The sequence below is a fragment of the Streptomyces sp. NPDC093261 genome, from assembly GCF_044753645.1.
Lineage (GTDB): Bacteria > Actinomycetota > Actinomycetes > Streptomycetales > Streptomycetaceae > Streptomyces.
In genome coordinates, this window is record NZ_JBIVNO010000010.1 from 126,582 (window position 1) to 141,727 (window position 15,146).

20 protein-coding genes and 1 tRNA gene are annotated in these 15,146 nt (G+C 71.4%); 14 read left to right on the top strand and 7 right to left on the bottom strand.

The annotated features are described in order from the left end of the window. Positions 1-81: 81 nt before the first annotated feature. Positions 82-166 (bottom strand) — tRNA-Leu (locus ACIP94_RS21780). Positions 167-357: 191 nt separating this feature from the next. Here ACIP94_RS21780 and ACIP94_RS21785 point away from each other — a divergent pair. From ACIP94_RS21785 to ACIP94_RS21795, 3 genes are all read left to right on the top strand, one after another. After that, positions 358-1,683, top strand: coding sequence for a M20/M25/M40 family metallo-hydrolase (locus tag ACIP94_RS21785; RefSeq protein ID WP_402427892.1), 1,326 nt, complete (start codon positions 358-360; stop codon positions 1,681-1,683). A 187-nt stretch (positions 1,684-1,870) separates the two neighbouring features. Continuing rightward, entirely contained in the window at positions 1,871-2,104 is a 234-nt protein-coding gene (chpH, locus tag ACIP94_RS21790; RefSeq protein ID WP_234517558.1) for a chaplin ChpH, read from the top strand. A gap of 168 nt (positions 2,105-2,272) precedes the next feature. Beyond that, positions 2,273-3,064: a chaplin gene (locus tag ACIP94_RS21795; RefSeq protein ID WP_402427896.1), complete on the top strand. Its 792-nt coding sequence runs from the start codon at positions 2,273-2,275 to the stop codon at positions 3,062-3,064. Between the two features lie 230 nt (positions 3,065-3,294). Here ACIP94_RS21795 and ACIP94_RS21800 read toward each other — a convergent pair whose 3' ends face one another. Then, positions 3,295-3,483 carry a DUF5703 family protein gene (locus ACIP94_RS21800; protein ID WP_030053310.1) on the bottom strand — a complete coding sequence of 63 codons (189 nt, stop codon included), beginning with the start codon at positions 3,481-3,483 and terminating at the stop codon, positions 3,295-3,297. 47 nt (positions 3,484-3,530) lie between these two features. Between ACIP94_RS21800 and ACIP94_RS21805 the strand changes: the two genes are divergently transcribed. Further along, entirely contained in the window at positions 3,531-4,229 is a 699-nt protein-coding gene (locus tag ACIP94_RS21805) for a hypothetical protein (RefSeq protein WP_402427899.1), read from the top strand. A 173-nt stretch (positions 4,230-4,402) separates the two neighbouring features. Here ACIP94_RS21805 and ACIP94_RS21810 read toward each other — a convergent pair whose 3' ends face one another. Next, a complete protein-coding gene (locus tag ACIP94_RS21810; protein WP_402427902.1) occupies positions 4,403-6,700 on the bottom strand; it encodes a helix-hairpin-helix domain-containing protein in 2,298 nt (765 codons plus the stop codon). Beyond that, positions 6,697-7,662: an aldo/keto reductase gene (locus ACIP94_RS21815; protein WP_402427905.1), complete on the bottom strand. Its 966-nt coding sequence runs from the start codon at positions 7,660-7,662 to the stop codon at positions 6,697-6,699. Before ACIP94_RS21815 ends, ACIP94_RS21810 begins: the two co-directional genes overlap by 4 nt. Between ACIP94_RS21815 and ACIP94_RS21820 the strand changes: the two genes are divergently transcribed. Then, a complete protein-coding gene (locus ACIP94_RS21820; protein WP_402427908.1) occupies positions 7,661-9,142 on the top strand; it encodes a recombinase family protein in 1,482 nt (493 codons plus the stop codon). The two genes, ACIP94_RS21815 and ACIP94_RS21820, sit on opposite strands and share 2 nt — an antisense overlap. Here the strand turns inward: ACIP94_RS21820 and ACIP94_RS21825 are convergent. Further along, positions 9,128-9,910 (bottom strand): hypothetical protein, encoded by a 783-nt coding sequence (locus ACIP94_RS21825; RefSeq protein ID WP_402427911.1) that lies wholly within the window; start codon positions 9,908-9,910, stop codon positions 9,128-9,130. The two genes, ACIP94_RS21820 and ACIP94_RS21825, sit on opposite strands and share 15 nt — an antisense overlap. Before the next feature lie 129 nt (positions 9,911-10,039). After that, complete coding sequence (locus ACIP94_RS21830) at positions 10,040-10,480, bottom strand: hypothetical protein (RefSeq protein ID WP_402427914.1); 441 nt, start codon at positions 10,478-10,480, stop codon at positions 10,040-10,042. A 217-nt stretch (positions 10,481-10,697) separates the two neighbouring features. Here ACIP94_RS21830 and ACIP94_RS21835 point away from each other — a divergent pair, with 217 nt between their 5' ends. After that, complete coding sequence (locus ACIP94_RS21835) at positions 10,698-10,895, top strand: hypothetical protein (RefSeq protein WP_402427917.1); 198 nt, start codon at positions 10,698-10,700, stop codon at positions 10,893-10,895. 10 nt (positions 10,896-10,905) lie between these two features. Here the strand turns inward: ACIP94_RS21835 and ACIP94_RS21840 are convergent, their stop codons facing one another. Beyond that, a complete protein-coding gene (locus tag ACIP94_RS21840) occupies positions 10,906-11,310 on the bottom strand; it encodes a helix-turn-helix domain-containing protein (RefSeq protein WP_402427920.1) in 405 nt (134 codons plus the stop codon). 151 nt (positions 11,311-11,461) lie between these two features. Between ACIP94_RS21840 and ACIP94_RS21845 the strand changes: the two genes are divergently transcribed. From ACIP94_RS21845 to ACIP94_RS21880, 8 genes are all read left to right on the top strand, one after another. After that, positions 11,462-11,734 (top strand): hypothetical protein, encoded by a 273-nt coding sequence (locus tag ACIP94_RS21845; protein ID WP_402427923.1) that lies wholly within the window; start codon positions 11,462-11,464, stop codon positions 11,732-11,734. An 8-nt stretch (positions 11,735-11,742) separates the two neighbouring features. Next, positions 11,743-11,916: a hypothetical protein gene (locus tag ACIP94_RS21850; protein ID WP_402427926.1), complete on the top strand. Its 174-nt coding sequence runs from the start codon at positions 11,743-11,745 to the stop codon at positions 11,914-11,916. Positions 11,917-11,990: 74 nt separating this feature from the next. Then, positions 11,991-12,971, top strand: coding sequence for a hypothetical protein (locus ACIP94_RS21855; RefSeq protein ID WP_402427929.1), 981 nt, complete (start codon positions 11,991-11,993; stop codon positions 12,969-12,971). Continuing rightward, the gene (locus ACIP94_RS21860; RefSeq protein ID WP_402427932.1) at positions 12,968-13,249 is read left to right on the top strand and encodes a hypothetical protein; all 282 of its coding nucleotides are present in this window, start codon (positions 12,968-12,970) and stop codon (positions 13,247-13,249) included. The genes ACIP94_RS21855 and ACIP94_RS21860 overlap by 4 nt, the downstream gene beginning before the upstream one ends. After that, positions 13,242-13,799, top strand: coding sequence for a hypothetical protein (locus tag ACIP94_RS21865; RefSeq protein WP_402427935.1), 558 nt, complete (start codon positions 13,242-13,244; stop codon positions 13,797-13,799). Before ACIP94_RS21860 ends, ACIP94_RS21865 begins: the two co-directional genes overlap by 8 nt. Beyond that, positions 13,777-14,067: a hypothetical protein gene (locus tag ACIP94_RS21870; protein ID WP_402427938.1), complete on the top strand. Its 291-nt coding sequence runs from the start codon at positions 13,777-13,779 to the stop codon at positions 14,065-14,067. The genes ACIP94_RS21865 and ACIP94_RS21870 overlap by 23 nt, the downstream gene beginning before the upstream one ends. Next, positions 14,048-14,422, top strand: coding sequence for a hypothetical protein (locus ACIP94_RS21875; protein WP_402427941.1), 375 nt, complete (start codon positions 14,048-14,050; stop codon positions 14,420-14,422). Before ACIP94_RS21870 ends, ACIP94_RS21875 begins: the two co-directional genes overlap by 20 nt. A 216-nt stretch (positions 14,423-14,638) precedes the next feature. Next, complete coding sequence (locus ACIP94_RS21880) at positions 14,639-15,010, top strand: hypothetical protein (RefSeq protein WP_402427944.1); 372 nt, start codon at positions 14,639-14,641, stop codon at positions 15,008-15,010. The last annotated feature ends 136 nt before the right edge of the window (positions 15,011-15,146 follow it).

Genomic DNA, 15,146 nt, shown 5'->3' on the forward strand with positions numbered 1-15,146 from the left:
CGGGGGCCCCGGGGGCCCCCCCGGCCCCCCCCCCCCCCCCCGGGGGGGGGGCCCCCCCCCCCCCCCCCCCGCTGCTCCATGTGTCCGAGGGGGGACTTGAACCCCCACGCCCGATAAAGGGCACTAGCACCTCAAGCTAGCGCGTCTGCCATTCCGCCACCCGGACAAGGTGTCTGTCGTGCGGGGTTTCCCTCGCGGCGACGGAGGAAACATTACCAGGCTTTCGGCGGCGTTCGATCACACCCCGTCCCGGCGTGAACGGTGCGTGACGGACCGGGCAGTGCCTTGGGGCGCGGCGGGGGTCGGAGAGAGGATGAGGGAACCAGCAGCAGTGCAGTGACAGCGGGAGGAAGCAGCGTGACCGATACGGGCACGGCCAGGAGCGTCACCGGCGAGGACGAGGTCGTGGACCTCTGTCGTGAGCTGATCCGGATCGACACCAGCAACTACGGCGACCACTCCGGCCCCGGCGAGCGCAAGGCCGCCGAGTACGTCGCCGAGAAGCTGGCCGAGGTGGGGCTGGAACCGCAGATCTTCGAGTCGCACAAGGGCCGCGCCTCCACGGTGGCCCGGATCGAGGGCGAGGATCCCTCGCGGCCCGCGCTGCTGATCCACGGCCACACCGACGTCGTACCGGCCAATGCGCAGGACTGGACGCACGATCCGTTCTCCGGCGAGATCGCCGACGGATGCGTGTGGGGACGCGGCGCCGTCGACATGAAGGACATGGACGCCATGACCCTGGCGGTCGTCCGGGACCGGCTGCGCAGCGGGCGTAGGCCGCCGCGCGACATCGTCCTCGCCTTCCTGGCGGACGAGGAGGCCGGCGGCACCTACGGCGCCCGGTACCTCGTCGACCACCACCCCGGCCTCTTCGAAGGGGTGACCGAGGCGATCAGCGAGGTGGGCGGGTTCTCGTTCACCGTGAACGAGCAGCGGCGGCTGTATCTGATCCAGACGGCCGAGAAGGGCATGCACTGGATGAAGCTGACCGTGGCCGGCACGGCCGGGCACGGGTCGATGATCCACCGGGACAACGCGATCACCGAGCTCTCCGAGGCGGTCGCGCGGCTCGGACGGCACACGTTCCCGGTGCGGGTCACCAAGACCACCCGGGCCTTCCTCGACGAACTCGGCGACGCCCTCGGCACCGAACTCGACCCGGAGGACATGGAGTCGACCCTCGCCAGGCTCGGGGGCATCGCCAAGCTCATCGGCGCCACCCTGAGCAACACGGCCAACCCCACGCAACTGCACGCCGGTTACAAGGTGAACGTCATCCCGGGCGAGGCCACGGCCCATGTCGACGGGCGCTTCCTGCCCGGCTTCGAGGAGGAGTTCCTCGCCGACCTCGACCGGATCCTCGGGCCGAAGGTGCGGCGCGAGGACGTGCACTCCGACAAGGCCGTCGAGACGACCTTCGACGGGGCGCTCGTGGACGCGATGCAGTCCGCTCTCCAGGCCGAGGACCCGGGGGCGAAGGCGATCCCGTACATGCTCTCCGGCGGGACGGACGCCAAGTCCTTCGACGAACTGGGCATCCGAGGCTTCGGCTTCGCGCCCCTGAAGCTGCCGCCGGAGCTGGACTTCGCGGGCATGTTCCACGGTGTCGACGAGCGGGTCCCGGTGGACGCCCTGAAGTTCGGTGTGCGGGTGCTGGACCGGTTCATCGACGCGTGCTGAAACCGCCCCAACTCCCTTGATTCCGTCCCGGTTTGCGTGCTGAAACGAGACTGCAGTAATCGCCAGCGTGTACGGGGGCCGACCGGGACGGGTGAATGCGACCATAAGCTCGTAGCTCCATTACTCCCTCCTCGTTACATGGGGTGCGGTCCGAGGCTTGGATCGCTTTTGCCAACAAGGAGGAAGAATGATCAAGAAGGTCGTCGCTGCTGCGGCCGCCACCGGTGGTCTGGTTCTCGCGAGCGCGGGTCTGGCTGCCGCCGACGCGGGTGCCCAGGGTGCCGCTGTGCACTCCCCGGGCGTTGTGTCCGGCAACGTCATCCAGGTTCCGGTGCACGTCCCGGTGAACGTCTGCGGCAACACGATCTCGGTGATCGGGCTGCTGAACCCCGCCTTCGGCAACACCTGCATCAACAAGTGACGTTGTGCCTCACCCCGTGAGGGGCCTCACCCCACGAGGGGCTGCGCCCGTCGGCCCCGGAGTGCGTGCCATGTGCTCCGGGGCCGGCCGGTTCCTCCGCGTTCCCGCTCGTCCGGGCGGGCGCGCTCCAGAAGGTTCACGACTAGCTCGAAGGCAGGGAATTCAGCAATGCGACAGGTCACCCGCAAGGGCCTGATGACCGTGGCGGCGGCCACCGGCGTCATCGCCGTCACCGGCGGCTACGCGCACGCCGACTCGGGTGCGTACGGATCGGCCGCGGGCTCGCCCGGCGTGCTGTCCGGCAACACCGTGCAGGTGCCCGTGCACGTCCCGGTGAACGTCTGCGGCAACACCGTGAACGTCATCGGGCTGCTCAACCCGGCGGCGGGCAACGCGTGCGCCAACACCGGCGGCGCGCACACCGGTGGCGGCTCACACGCCGGTGGTCACACCGGTGGTTCACCCGGCGTCGGCTCCGGCAACACCGTCCAGGTGCCGGTGGACGTGCCCGTCAACGTCTGCGGCAACAGCGTGAACGTCGTCGGAGTCGGCAACGGCGCGTTGGGCAACCACTGCGACAACACCGGCGGCGGCCACCCGACGACCCCGCCCGGCGGCGGCCACCAGCCTCCCGGTGGTGGCGGCAGCACGCCCGGCCACCCCGGCCACCCAGGACACCCCGGCCACCCTTGTCACCCGGGCCACCCCGGACAGCCGAGCCACCCGGGTTACCCGAGTCAGCCGAGCAACCCCAGCCATCCCGGCATGCCCCAGCAGCCGGGCGGCGGCTCACAGAACGTCTCCCACTCCGGCGGGTCGGTGTCCCTCACCCACGCCGCGGGGGGCGCTCAGCTCGCCCACACAGGCAGTGACCTGCCCCTCGGTGCGCTGGCTCCGGCGAGCGCGGGTGCCCTGCTCGGCGGCGCGCTGCTCTACCGCAGGGCGCGCGCGAGGGCGTAAGGCACCGTCCACGAGCCGGGCGCGGCGGCCCGGAGGCAGGCGAGGACACCGCCGGCCAACAGGGGGAGCGCGCACCGTCAGTGCGCGTGCACAAGGAGCGACCGGGCATGGCCCGCGGTCAGCGGGGCGGTACACAGTGCACCGAACCGCCGCCTTCTCCCCCGCGGGCGGCCCTGAAACGGATCGGGCCCCGCAGACGCGGGGCCCGATCCGTTTCAGCCGCCTTCACCTCACCACGTGGCGCGCACCTGGCGGATGATCCGCCGGCGCAACCGCACCTTGCGGCTGCCGTCCCGCAGCAGGCTCAGGCGGTCCAGCTCCCAGTGTCCGTACTCGGCATGGTCCGTCAGCAGGCGTGTGGCGTCCTTGCGGGACACCCCGCGAGGTACGTACACGTCGACAAATTCGTATTCCGGCATCGCATCTATTGTGCGGGCTGGGGCCTGGTACGGATAGCGTCTGCACTATGTCTGATGCTGCGCAGCCCACCGCTGCCGAGGTACGCGCCGCCGCCGAGGCGGTCAAGACCGCACTCGACCGCCACCTGGCCGCGGTCGAGCGCAGGACGGGTGAGGATGACCCGGCTGTCTACGAGGCGTTCAACGACCTGGCCGCCGCGGCCGAGGAGTACGACGAACTCCTCTACGACCGCTACGACGAGGTCACCCCTTTCGAGATCCCCGGTGCGGAAGACGCACTTCCGCCGTACGCGGGCCCCGAGGAACCGAACGCGCTGAGCGTGCTGATCCGCCGGGACTACGCGGTGGCGGAGCCGCAGCGGCTGCTGGCGCAGGCCCGGCGCGTGGAGGAGGCGGACGAGGACGGCCCGCTGGAGTCGTCGGCCGGCACCGTCCATGGCGCACTGGGTGTGCTCTTCGGGGAGTTCGAACCGGACGAGATCGCCTCCCGGCACAAGGAGTTCGGCCTGGAGGAGGGCGACTCCACCCTGTGGGTGACGGCCGCCGACGAACCGGCCGAGCCGGGGGAGTGGCTGGAGGCGCCGTTCGAGCAGATCGACCCGCAGCAGGTCGTCTGCCGGTTCGATGTCAGCGCGGTCTTCGACGACGAGTCGGAGGAGGACGAGGAGCACCTCGGACTTGATCCCGATCTGCCCGGCGCATTGGACGACGACGAGGACCTGGAGCCACTCGACGCCGAACGCTAGGCCGATGCGTGCGTGGGGCCGTCCCGGCGCACGCATCGGACAGGAGGACACGGGTGGGGGTGGCGGCGCCATGCGGCCCGAGGACCTTCGGCGCCGCCACCCGGCCTTCCCTCAGCCCTCGCCGGTCCCCCTCCGCCCTCACCCCTCCGCCTTCACCCTCCGCCCTCGGCCCTTCACCCCTCGCTCGTCGGCACCTGAGGCCGTAGCAGCGCGGGCAGGCGGGTGGTCCGCGGCTTGGCCGGGATCTCGGCCACGGCCCTCGGCAGGGCCTGCTCCACTCCGTGCACCACGGACAGATGGCGGACCGCCCGGCCGAAGGCCGTGTACACCCAGGGCCGGCTCAGGGTCCCTGCGGCATCGCCGGGCAGCACCACGACCACCGCGGGCCAGCGCTGCCCCACCGCCTGGTGCGCGGTCAGCGCCCAGCCGTGCCGCACGGACTGCTCGACCCGCTCCCTGGGCACCAGCACGGTGGCGCCCGCGCACTCCAGGTGCAGCCCCTCCGCATCCGCCGTCACCACGCGGCCCATGAGCGCACGGCCCTGGGCGGGGGAGAAGACGATTCTGTCCCCCGGGTCGAAGCCGCCGAAGCGGCCGGGGCCGGGGTTCAGCCGCTCCTTGAGCGCCGCGTTCAGCGCACGCGTACCCGCCGCGCCGCCGTGCCCCGGCGTGATCACCTGTGTCTCGTCGGAGGGGACGCCGATCGCGCGCGGCACCGAGTCCGCGACCAGCTGCACGGTCCGGTGCACAGCCTCTCCCGCGTCCCGCACCGGCACGATCACCACCTCCTTGCCGGGCGCGTCGACCTGCGGCAGCTCGCCGGCGCCGATCGAGGAGACCAACTCGCCGAGCGGCCCGGGATCGGGGGTGCGCGAGGCGATCTGCGGGCACACCCGGGCGGACAGCAGATCGGCGAACACACGTCCGGGACCGGCCGACCACAGCACCCCCGGGTCGCCGCTCAGCACCAGGCGGCCTCCGTCGGGCAGTGACTCGATGAGCAACGCCGCCGTCTCGACATCCAGCTGGGGCGCGTCCAGCACGATGAGCAGGTCGAGGTCCAGCGCGCCGTCCGCGTCCCGTCCGGGGCCCTCGGCGCCGGACAGCAGGCCCGCCACCGTGGCGAGCGCCGCGTCCGCCCGCTCCCCGGGTGCGCCGGCCGGGGCGAGCCCCACGACCAGCGCGGCGAGCGCCTCCCGTCCGGCCGGGCTGTGGGTGGCGGCCCAGGCGCGCACCCCGAGCCGGCGCGCCTCCCGCAGCAGCATGGCCGGCTCGGCCCGGGACGCCTCACCGCCGGTGTGGACCACCAGTCCATGGCCCGCCACCGCGCGGATCAGCTCCGCCGCCGAGCCGCGCGCCGAGTGGGCCGCCCGCTCCCAGTCCTCCGCCGCACCGCCGCCCTCCTTCGGCACGGAGTCGACCAGCCGGGCCAGTCCATCGGCGAGGCTCTCCTCCGCCAGCGCATACCGCTCCAGGCCGATCAGGGCACGAACCGGGCGGTCCTCGCCGTCCTCGTCGCTCTCGCCGCCGCTCGGGGACTGCGTCTCCAGGGCGTCCTGGAAGACGAGGGCCTCACCCTCGGCGATCGTGCTCCGCACGGCCGCCTCCGGGTCCGGCACCGAGCGCTGCGCGAGCGCGGCCTGAAGCGCGGGGACCTCCAGCGCCGTGTGCCCGGCCACGGCCGCCTGCTCCAGCAGCCAGACCGTCACCGCGCGCGCCCGCCGCTCGTCGTCCGGCCGGCACTCGGCGCCGAGCAGGGCCCGGGCGAATCCGTCCGCCTGGTCGGGCCGCACCCCGGGGACGCGCAGCAGCAGCCAGGGGTCCGCACGCAGACGCGCGTCCGCGCCGTCGCCGAGGGCCGCGGCGGCCTGGGGGGCCAGGGCTTCGGGGGCGCCCCCCTCGGCCAGCACGGCGCCCACGGCCGCGACGCTTTGCGCGGCGGGGACGGCAGTGGCCACCGGGGGCGGTGCGGACTGGGTGCGCCGCACGGGCTCGGGGGCGGGCCGGCGCGGGGCGGGCGCCGGCTCGCTGAAGGCGCTCGGCACCGGCTTCGCGCCGCTCTCCACGGCCCGCACGGCCGCGAGCAGATCGGCGGCCTTTCCGCTCAGCTTCCCGCCGGCCTCGATCGGCCCCTTCTTCTCCGCCCTCCGCCGCTCGATCCGCTCCCGCTCCACCCGCTGAGCGGCCAGCTCGGCCTCGGCCTCCGACATCCGAGCCGTCGCGTCCTCGCCGTCACCCGCGTCGGCCGCACCGCCGTCAGCCTCCTCTCCGGAGCCCTCTGCGGGCCCCGGTTCCGGCCCCTCGGCCGCCTCCGCTGGCCCCGGTTCGGGCCCCTCGGCCACCTCCGCGTCGCCCGGGGTCCGTGCCGTCCCGTCCCGGCCCGCCCCCTCCCGGCCTGTCGCGGTCCCGGCCTCGTCGGCCGGTTCCCCCGGATGGGAGGCCGTCTCCGTGGTTTCCGGGTCCGTGCTCACAGCGTGCTCCAGTCGTGATCGGGATAGCGGTGCACCGGGGCCGACACATCGTCCAGCGCCCGGCAGATCTCGTCAGGAAGACTAAGCGTCTCCACTGACAACGCCGCCGCGAGCTGCTGTGCGTTGCGGGCACCGACGATCGGCGCGGCCACTCCCGGCCGGTCGCGCACCCATGCCAGCGCCACCTGGAGCGGCGTAGTGGCGAGCCCGTCGGCGGCCGTCTGCACCGCGTCCACGATGCTGCTCGCCGTCTCGTCGAGATAGGGCGCGACGAACGGGGCCAGATGCTCCGACGCCCCGCGCGAGTCGGACGGCGTCGCGTTGCGGTACTTGCCGGTGAGAACGCCCCGGCCCAGGGGAGAGGACGGCAGCAGCCCGACCCCCAGGTCCAGCGCGGCGGGCAGCACCTCGCGCTCCACGCCCCGCTGGAGCAGCGAGTACTCCATCTGGGTGCTGGCGATCCGGGTCCGGACACCCGGCGCCGCGAGCTGCCAGGTCGCCGCCTTCGCGAGCTGCCAGCCACAGAAGTTGGACACGCCCGCGTACCGCGCCCGGCCGCTGCTGACCGCCAGGTCGAGCGCCTGAAGGGTCTCCTCCAGGGGGGTGTGGGGGTCGAAGGCGTGAAGGTGCCACAGGTCGACATGGTCCGTGCCGAGGCGGGCGAGGGAGTCGTCCAGCGCGGCGAGCAGATGGCCGCGTGAGCCGTCGAAGCGACGGTCGGGGTCGGGCACGCTCCCCGCCTTCGTCGATATGACCAGGTCCCGGCGCGGCACCAGACCGTCCATCAGCCGTCCGAGCAGATACTCGGCCTCCCCGTCCCCGTACACATCCGCCGTGTCGACGAGGGTCCCGCCCGCCTCCCAGAACACCTTCAACTGCTCCGCGGCGTTGTGCTCGTCCGTGTCACGCCCCCACGTCAGGGTACTGTCCCCCGGGCTGTCACGGATACACTTCCTTGCCATGGCCGATATCCTCTCGCCCCCTGTCGTGGCAGCACTGTACTGCCGTCTGTCGTACGCGCCGGACGGGTCCGAGGAGAAGGTGGACCGCCAGGAGGGCGACTGCCGGGCGCTGGCCGAGCGGCTGGGCTGGGGCGTGTCGGAGTCCCATGTCTTCAAGGACAACTCGAAGTCGGCCTGGAGGCGAGACCGCAAGCGCAAGGGCTGGGATGCGCTGCTGGAGGCGATCGAGGCCGGCGAGGTCAACGCGATCCTGACCTACCACGGCGACCGGTTGATGCGGCAGCCCTACGACCTGGAGAAGCTGATCGCCGCCGCGGAGCGCCGCGGGATCCGGATCGCGTCGGTGTCGGGGATCAGGGACCTGGACAACCCGGATGACCGGTTCATCCTGCGGATCGAGGTGGCCCAGGCGTGCCGGGAGTCGGACAACACCTCGCGCCGTGTGAAGCGCGGCCATGTGGCGCGGGTGGGCAAGGGGCTGTCGACGGTGGGCGGTTTCCGGCCGTTCGGCTTCGGGGTGCAGGTCGGCACGAAGCAGAGGTTCGACCCGCAGAGCGGTGAGGTGAGCGAGGTCCCGGTCTACGACACCACCCAGCTGGTCGAGGCGGAGGCGAAGCTGGCCCTGGAGGCGGCCGAGCGGCTGCTGGCCGGCCAGTCGCAGGCGGGGGTGATCCGCTGGCTGAACACGAAGTGCACGACGACGCAGGGCAATGTCTGGCTGGAGAAGTCGTTCAAGCCGATGATCACCTCGGCGCGGCTGGCCGGGCTGATCGAGCACGAGGGGCAGCTGCACGAGGCGGCGTGGGAGGGGATCATCACGCCGGAGATGCGGGAGGACATCCTGGCCATCTACCGGCGCAATGCCGAGCAGTACCCGCACCCGGGGCGCTCTCGTGTGCACCTGCTGTCCCGGGTGGCGGAGTGCGACATCTGCCGGCCGGGCCGGGTGGTGGCGAAGGTGGAGTCGCGCCGGCGGGGCAATCCCTTCTGGGTCTACTACTGCGGCGAGTGCAAGAAGGTCTCGCGCAAGGAGGAGTACGTGGACGCCTATGTGGTGGGCCGCGTGCTGGCGGTGCTGAACGACGACCGGCTGATGCGGGAGCTGGTGGCGGACGGGGATCAGCCGAGCGTGGGGGTGGAGATCACGCGGCTGGAGCGGCGCAAGCTGGAGCTGTCGGAGCAGCTGGAGCGGGTGGCGGATGATCCGGACATCGATCCGGTGCTGGCGATGCGGACGATGGCGGCCTATGACCGGAAGATCGCCGAGCTGCGCGACAAGCTGGCGACGACGTCCCAGCGTCGGCTGCTGCTGCGGATGGTGGGCATATCGCGCGAGCAGTGGGAGCGTGAGTCGATCGACGCGCGGGCGCTTGCGGTCAAGTCGCTGTTCCGTGTGGTGATCAGGCAGTCGGGCCGGCGGGGGCCGGGGTTCGATCCGGACAGCGTGGTGCTGATTCGCCGGCCGCTACCCGAGGGATAGGCAGGCGCCGGCCACGAGGGCGTTGACGCACAGGCCCTGGGAGGGGGTGGGCGGCGGGGGAGGAGGGGGGGAGGGGGTTCCCCCGCCGCCCGGTTTGTGGTGGCCTCCGCCGTGGCCTGTTCCTCCACCGGGCGGCCTGTGTGCGTGTCCGTGGCCGCCGCCGTGGTCTTGCGGCCCGGCCGGGCCGGGGGGCGTGCCGCCGTGACCGGGCGGGAGGTGGACGGTGTAGCTGGAGGGGGTAGCCGACGCCCCGGGCGGTGCGGTGTTGCTGGCGCTGGCGGCGGCGTGGGCCTGCGTGGCGTTGTGGGGCTGGGGGGTGATGAGGACGGGTGTCATCGGCGCGAGGGTGACCGGGGGTGTGGGCAGGAGGGTGGAGGAGGCGGTCGGCCGCGGCCGTGCTTCGGGTGTGCCGTCGTGTGGGCGGGTGGTGATGTACAGGCCGGCGCCGGTGGCTGCGGCGACGACGGCGGCGCTGACGGCGGTGGCCGCGGCGGCGGTGGCGTGGCTGCGGGCGAGGCGCGGGATGGCGGCCACTCCGACGAAGGCGCTGGCGAGTCCGCCGGGCAGGATGCGCAGGTGGGGGCGCTTGCGCTCTTCCTCGCTGAGAGCCTGCTGTTCCTGTTGGGCCTGGTCGACGGCTATCTTCACGGCGTGCAGCCAGCGGGCCCGTTGGTCGGGGCGGTCTTCGTTCTCGATGCCCTCAACCGCCAGGGCGATGGCGTCCAGTTGGTCGCCCAGGCGTTTGATGCGTCGCTCCAGTTCCCTCATGACGCCCTCCTGCGCGCGGCGTTCACGTCGCAACAAAGCGGCGGTGGCTGAATCTTCACCGTGGTCAGGACCTTACTCTGGGTACGCGTGTGGCGTACACCCTTCGGTTTGAAACGGGGTTAGGGGGCGTCAGTTCCCTTGCCTGTGTGGCAATTCTCGCTGCCGTTTGCTGGCGCGCAGGGCGTCGATCAGGTCGCGGCGGACGTCTTCGGGGAGCGCCATCTCCCACAGTACCCGTTCGTGGGGGTCTGTCAGATTCGCGTAGGGCGGTGGCGCCGGCTGCTGGCGCAGGATCTCGCGCAGGATGTCGGCGGCGTCGTCGCGGCCGGCCTCCTCCAGGCGGTCGGGGGTGAGGCCGACGATGTGGGCCATGTGGGCGAGGGTGTCGGCCGGGGCGCGGAGGGGTTCGCCCGGGTTTTTGTAGCCGCGCTCGATCTGTCCCCAGCGGGAGGCGCCCAGTCGGGTGGTTGCCTGGCTGGCGGCCTGCGCGGTGCTCAGTCCGCGGGCGAGACGGGCGCGCCGGACAAGGACGGCTTCCGGCGGTGGTGTTGGGGGGCCGTGCTCTGTCATCGGACGGTCTTTCTGTGCTGTTGAGGCGAGTCCCACCGAACTCCTGATGACTGTAGCCGAGTTAGCCTCCCAAGTGTAGAGAAGTGCAACTACTTGTCGGTACTTTCCGGGTTGCCTATTGCACAAGCCTGCACTTAGTCGTACCGTCGTCCCAACTCGCCCTCGGAACCCCTCTCGCCAGGGGAATCGGCTATTCCACGCGGGGATCAGGCTGAACATGATCATTGAGAAGCGCTTCCGCCTCGACGACGCCACGATCACCTATCTGATCAATGGTGCGTGGTGGATGCTCCACACGTACGAGAAGGACGACGTGGTGCGGTGCGACATCTACGGCCCGCTCGGCCGGTGCAGGCACACGGCGCGCACGCCGGCCGAGGCCATCGGCTTTCTGGAGGTGACCGCCGCGAGATGAGCGGCGGTCCTTACTCGCTCTGGTAAGTCTCCAGGGTGTCCACGAAGGACTTGATCGCTTCGCGGGCCTTGGCGGCCTTCTCGCCCTCCAGGCCGTCGACGAAGCCGGCGACGCGCTCGATGAGGGGGTCGGCGGGCGCCGGCTCCTCGGCCGGCAGGCCGACCTCGTCGGCCGACAGGTATCCGGTGCGGACCAGGACCTGCAAGACGGGCATGTTCAGCGCCCGGGCGATGCCGCGCATGACCTCGATCTCGCGTGGCAGGCTCTCTCCCTTCTCCCATCGGCTGACCACGGGGTCGGTGACCCCTATCGCCTGGGCGAGCTGGCGCTGGGTGAGATCGCGGCGGGTGCGCTGCTCCTTGATCCAGACACCGAAGGCGGCCTTGACCTGATCTTTGGCTGACGCTGCTTGCATGCAGGAAAGGCTACCCAGGCTTGCTGCGTGCACACAACACAACCCCCCGACTGTCATATGCATGCGCGCAGTTCAGGGCGCATCTGCATATATGCAGAAGGCCCGTCTGGCATTACTTGTGTGTAGTACGACGACTGTGCATAATTGCTGCATGAGCGACGATGACACCGCTTCAGATACGCGCTCACGGATCTACCGGCTCCGCTTTGACGCATGGGAGCGCCTGTGCGCGGAGATGGGCTGGAGGTCCCCCGGCGCCGCAAGCCGCGCCATCGGGGTCGAACGCAGCACCCTCCACCGGATTCTCGACGGCTCCTTCCTGCCCGGCTCGTCCTTCATGGCGCACCTGATGTACGCCGTGCGGGAGACCGGCTGGAGGCACGAGGACCTGTTCGAGATCGTCGTGCGCCGGAGTGCCGTCTGATGGCGCGCGTGTGCCAGACGCCGGAAGAGGCGTTTCGCGCCGGATACGAGGAGCCGTGCGAGCACGGCATCCACCCGGTGCCCGAATGCCCCGAGTGCCGCCTGACCCCCGGCGAGATCGCCCGCCTGGCCGTCCTGCTTCGCGGACTGCGCCCGGCAGAGGAGGAGATCTCTGCCGCATAAGCGCGGGCGCCCCCGACTCCACCGGGGACGCCCGCATGAGAGCTCAACCCCACTCAAAGAGACGAGATCTCGACGTGAACGATACCGGTACCGCGGAGGCGCAGACCACGGCCTCTGCCCCATCGCCCCCCGAGGAACAGCCCGCCGGCCTGGAGCTGCTGCGCGCGGCGTTCCCGCCCGAGCAGATCAGCAAGCTGCCGCGCGTGAGCTGCAAGGACTGCCGCAATCCCAAGGTCGAGTGCCAGCGCCAGGACCACCGGTACATCAAGTGCCACGAATGCAAGGCGTGGATCACCTCCGCGCACATCCACCTCGACTACATCGGCCACGCCGAGATCACGGCGCGGCTGCTGGACGCCGACCCGCTCTGGTATTGGGAACCGCTTGCCTTCGATCAGCGCGGCCTGCCCGCCTTCGACCAGTTCGGCGGCCTGTGGATCAGGCTGACCGTCTGCGAGGTGTCCCGGCTCGGCTATGGCGACGCCAAGGGCAAGGACCCCGGCGGCGACGCCGTCAAGGAAGCCATCGGCGACGCGCTCAGGAATGCGGCCATGCGTTTTGGCGCGGGGCTGGACCTGTGGGCGAAGTCGGACTTGCACGCCCGCGAGGCCGACTCGGCGGACGAACAGACGCAGACTCAGCCGCAGCCGCAGCAGCAGCGTCCCCAGCAGGGTCAGCGCCAGCAGCGGGGTCAGCGCCAGCAGCGCCCGCCACAGGCCCCGATGGACTCGCAGGCGGCGCGGGACGTCGTCAGCGGCTGGCAGCGGCCCGAGGCTGGCCTCCAGCGCACCCAGGGCCCGGCGCAGGGGGACGAGCAGTGGCAGTCGGTTCCCGCCGCGGAACCCCAGCTGCCCGATGCGGCCACCGACTTCCAGGCGTGGATCGAGGCGGTCTCCGTCCTTATCACCGACGCCCGCGACCTGCCGCAGCTGGCCGCCGTCAAGGCGCTGGTCAAGCGCCAGGTGGATGCCGGAGTCCTCGGCGGGTCCTCCCGTGAGGTCCTGGTGCGCGCCTACGTCACCCGTGAGCACGAACTGAAGGGAGCGGCGGCATGAGGGTCCGCTTCGAGTCTTTGGCACCCATGGCCCCGCGCGCCCGCGAGAAGCGGGCGGCCTTCGCCGACGCGCTGCGCAAGCGCCCCGGCGACTGGGCGCTGCTGGGGCAGCACGCCGACGGCACCCAGGCGCGCTATGACGCCTACCAGATCCGCAACGCCGAACTGGGCAGGAACGAGGCGTTCGCCCCGGCCGGCTCCTTCGAGGCCGAGGCCCGCACGCTCATGGGCGAGGCCCGCGTCTACGTCCGCTACGTCGGGGGTGGGGGCGGTGAGTGAGCCTGCCGACCACCGCCTTCCCGTCGCGGTCCTCAAGGCCCTGCACGAGGCCATCGGCCAGCAGCTGTCCGCCCGCCGCGCGGAGCTGACCGAGGACCTGGTCAAGCAGTACAAGGCCAACGGCACCGACCGGCTGACGCTGAATCTGGGCGGTAAGCAGGTGGCCACCTTCTCGCTGAAGAAGCCGGAGGCGACCTGCACGGTCAGCTCGGCGGGCGAGGCCGACTACCTGGAGTACGTCAACGACACCTATCCCTCGGAGATCGAGTACGTGCCGGCGACGGTGCGGGTGCGCGAGACGTTCCGCAAGACGCACCTGAAGGGCCTGGCGATCGACGGCGACAAGGCGATCGAGCCGAAGACCGGCGAGGTGGTGCCCGGGGTCGTGGTCATCCCGGCCGGCGATCCGTCTTCCTTCACCCTCACCTTCCCCGGCGACGGCAAGGAAGAGATCGCCCGCGCTTGGCGCGAGGGCGAGTTGGCAGACATCGCCAGCGGACTGCTCGCCATCGAAGGAGGTGATGACGATGACGGTCGAGCTGATGTATGAGGATCCGCCGCACGCACGGATGCCGGGCAGCCCCGACTACGAAGCCATGGCTGCCGAGCTGCGCCGCAACCCGGGCCGGTGGGCGGTGATCAAGCTCGCCGAGACGCAGCAGTCGGCCGCCACGATCGCGTACGCGATCAGGTGCGGCCGGTACCCGGCCTTCCGGCCGGCGGAGCAGTGGGACACGCGCTCGCGCACCGTGGACGGCGAGTTCCGCGTCTACGCCCGCTTCTCGGGGGGTGAGGGCGATGACGTTTCCCGGCGGTGACGAGATGCCCCACGAGCACGAGCACCGCTACGAACACTTCGGGCCGCGCAGCGGTAGCCGGTGTGTGGAGTGCAACCAGCCCGAGTCTGCCGGGAAGGACACCCGTGAGGGCGAGTCCACCCGGCCGGGGCCGGACTCCGACACCCCCGTGCGCGACCTGATGTACGCCGTGCTCACCGACGCCGTCGGCGAGAAGCGTGCCACTGCTTTCATCGACGGGTTCGAGTGCGAGCTCCTGGATGGCCTCGATGCACAGCGGGGTCTGACGCCGCGCTTCACCGAGGAGATTCGCGCAGCGCTCGCGGTGGCCGGCGCCGCCGTGGAGGCCGCTGACGGGGGCGGTGACGGCCCATGAGCGTCGCCCTGGCCCACCGGGTCATCGACGGCCTCAACGAGGCCCTGGACGCCACCGGTGGCGACCCGGCAGCACGCGACACCGTGCTGACGGCGACGCTCACCGTCCACGTCCACCTGCCCAACTGCTACGACCACTGCCGGGCCGGCTGCGGCACCTGGCCGTGCGAGGAAGTGCTGCGTCTCGCCCGCGACTTGGGCGTGGAGGAGGTAAGCCATGACGACGGGGCAGGAACTGCCCACGATCCTGGAGGCCGTTCGCTGGCTGATGAACCTCTCCGAACTGCTGGAGAGCGTGACGCGGCCGGGCGGCGAGCTGGAAAAGCTCGACGAGGAGCGCATCGCCGCGAAGGCGCGCTTCGAAAAGCAGTACGCGCGCTCGTATCTCGTGGCCACCGGCACCGTGGAGGACCGCAAGCAGAAGGCGATCCTTCAGACGATCGAGGACCGCTTCGCCCTGGAGACGGCCGAGGCGAAGGTCAAGGCGTGCCAGGAGCGGGTGCGCACGCTGCGCGCGCAGATCGATGTGGGCCGCTCCCTTCAGACGACGGTGCGCAGCGAGCTGGAAGCCCTCGGCCGCAACCCCTGATCCAGCGCTGTCCCGGCTGCCATGCGCGCCGGCTCGGCACCGTGCACGACGACGGGTGCGAGGTGTGGTGGCGCTGCCTCGCCTGCTCGTGCTGGGCCTATCTCGCCAGCGAGTGATGGCCACCGATCGGCTGCCG

Bases quoted from the DNA above. Each gene is read 5' to 3' on its own strand.
- ACIP94_RS21845 (WP_402427923.1), top strand. From the start codon at position 11,462: ATGAGCGACGATGACACCGCTTCAGATACGCGCTCACGGATCTACCGG.
- ACIP94_RS21815 (WP_402427905.1), bottom strand. From the start codon at position 7,662: ATGGCAAGGAAGTGTATCCGTGACAGCCCGGGGGACAGTACCCTGACG.
- ACIP94_RS21840 (WP_402427920.1), bottom strand. From the start codon at position 11,310: ATGCAAGCAGCGTCAGCCAAAGATCAGGTCAAGGCCGCCTTCGGTGTC.
- ACIP94_RS21805 (WP_402427899.1), top strand. From the start codon at position 3,531: ATGTCTGATGCTGCGCAGCCCACCGCTGCCGAGGTACGCGCCGCCGCC.
- ACIP94_RS21800 (WP_030053310.1), bottom strand. From the start codon at position 3,483: ATGCCGGAATACGAATTTGTCGACGTGTACGTACCTCGCGGGGTGTCC.
- ACIP94_RS21835 (WP_402427917.1), top strand. From the start codon at position 10,698: ATGATCATTGAGAAGCGCTTCCGCCTCGACGACGCCACGATCACCTAT.
- ACIP94_RS21795 (WP_402427896.1), top strand. From the start codon at position 2,273: ATGCGACAGGTCACCCGCAAGGGCCTGATGACCGTGGCGGCGGCCACC.
- ACIP94_RS21875 (WP_402427941.1), top strand. From the start codon at position 14,048: ATGACGTTTCCCGGCGGTGACGAGATGCCCCACGAGCACGAGCACCGC.
- ACIP94_RS21830 (WP_402427914.1), bottom strand. From the start codon at position 10,480: ATGACAGAGCACGGCCCCCCAACACCACCGCCGGAAGCCGTCCTTGTC.
- ACIP94_RS21880 (WP_402427944.1), top strand. From the start codon at position 14,639: ATGACGACGGGGCAGGAACTGCCCACGATCCTGGAGGCCGTTCGCTGG.
- ACIP94_RS21825 (WP_402427911.1), bottom strand. From the start codon at position 9,910: ATGAGGGAACTGGAGCGACGCATCAAACGCCTGGGCGACCAACTGGAC.
- ACIP94_RS21820 (WP_402427908.1), top strand. From the start codon at position 7,661: ATGGCCGATATCCTCTCGCCCCCTGTCGTGGCAGCACTGTACTGCCGT.
- ACIP94_RS21860 (WP_402427932.1), top strand. From the start codon at position 12,968: ATGAGGGTCCGCTTCGAGTCTTTGGCACCCATGGCCCCGCGCGCCCGC.
- ACIP94_RS21870 (WP_402427938.1), top strand. From the start codon at position 13,777: ATGACGGTCGAGCTGATGTATGAGGATCCGCCGCACGCACGGATGCCG.
- chpH (WP_234517558.1), top strand. From the start codon at position 1,871: ATGATCAAGAAGGTCGTCGCTGCTGCGGCCGCCACCGGTGGTCTGGTT.